At 66.8% G+C, this 1,529-nt stretch carries 1 protein-coding gene; it reads left to right on the forward strand.

Annotated features, from left to right (window positions below):
- Positions 1-1,476: amidohydrolase (locus tag AC1DEY_RS23345; RefSeq protein ID WP_476870075.1), on the forward strand; the 1,476-nt coding region annotated here is incomplete at its 5' end.
- Positions 1,477-1,529: the final 53 nt, after the last annotated feature.

Raw genomic sequence — 1,529 nt, forward strand, 5'->3', positions numbered from 1 at the left:
GTGCACCCCCTTGCGGGCGGCCTGCAGTTGCTCGGCTGCGATCTCTCCGGCGTCCATTCCCTGGACGAATACCGCACCCTGATCGCGGACTACGCCCGCGACAACCCCCACGCTGGGTGGGTACAGGGAGCGGGCTGGTATGGAGACGTTTTCGACGGCGGTTTCCCGCACCGCGCGCTCTTGGACGAGCTCGTACCGGACAGGCCCGTGTTCCTGATCAGCCATGACGGACACGGTGCCTGGGTGAATTCACGCGCGCTCGAGCTTGCCGGAATCACTGACACAACTCCCAATCCGGACGGCGGCATCATCGCCCGCGACGGCGCGGGCACCGCGACCGGCATGCTCATCGAACACGCCGCCGACCTCGTCTCCGCACTGATTCCGGTACCGGACACACGGCACATCCGCCGTGCGCTCCTCACGGCCCAGGCCTATATGCACTCACTGGGCGTGACCGCCTGGCAGGACGCCGCCGTCGGGCAAGCCCTGGGCATGCCCGATTCATTCGAGCATTACCTAGCGCTGGAGTCCGATGGCCTGCTGACTGCCACCGTGACCGGGGCGCTGTGGTGGCGGCGGGACCTCGGCCTTGAGCAGCTGGAGCTGTTCAGGGAACGCCGGGCACGGGCGGGCGGACGCTTCCGGGCCACGGCCGTCAAGATCATGGTGGACGGCGTTTGTGAAAACCTCACCGCAGCCATGACCAGGCCCTACAAAGGCCATCCCCACGAACTGGGCATGAGCCTGATCGAACCGGACGAGCTGACACGGATCACCCGCGCAGTGGACGCGGCAGGCTTCGACCTGCACCTGCACGCGGTAGGCGACCAAGCAGTACGTGACTGCATCAACGCACTGAACCTGCCACGTCGCAAGGGCTGGGACCCACGCCATCAGATAGCGCACCTGGACCTCGTGGACCCCGCCGACGTCGACCGGTTCGCCGCCAGCGGCGCCATCGCCAACATCCAACCGCTCTGGGCGCGGCAGGATCCTGCGCTTGTGGAAACAAAGCTGCCGTACCTGGACGAAGCACACCAGCGGGCGCATTTTGCCTTCGAGACTTTGCGAAGCGCCGGCGTCGAACTGGCGATAGGCAGCGACTGGCCGGTGTCCAGTCCTGACCCGCTGTGGGGCATCCACACTGCCGTGAACCGCACCGCCCCGCCCGCTGACCCCCACGCCCGCGACACCCGATCGCAAAACGAACCGCTGCTTCCCACAGAGGCCATCACCCTCGGGTCGGCGCTCGCCGCCCACACCACCGGAGCCGCGCGAGCCAACCGTCTCGACGCCGAGAGGGGAGCGATTCGGGTCGGCATGGCCGCCGACCTTGTGGTGCTCGACGCCGATCCGCATGCCGTCGAGGCCACCGCCCTTGGCCGAATCGGCGTCGAACTCACACTCGCCGAAGGTCGCGCTGTCTACAGCCGCAGCCGCGACGGCGCCCTTCCCACCCTTCTTGCGCAGTAGCAAACTTAAGCAGTAGCAAAGGACCGATCATGGATCAGCCAATAGCCTCAACG

The organism is Arthrobacter sp. 05T47 (assembly GCF_056395825.1).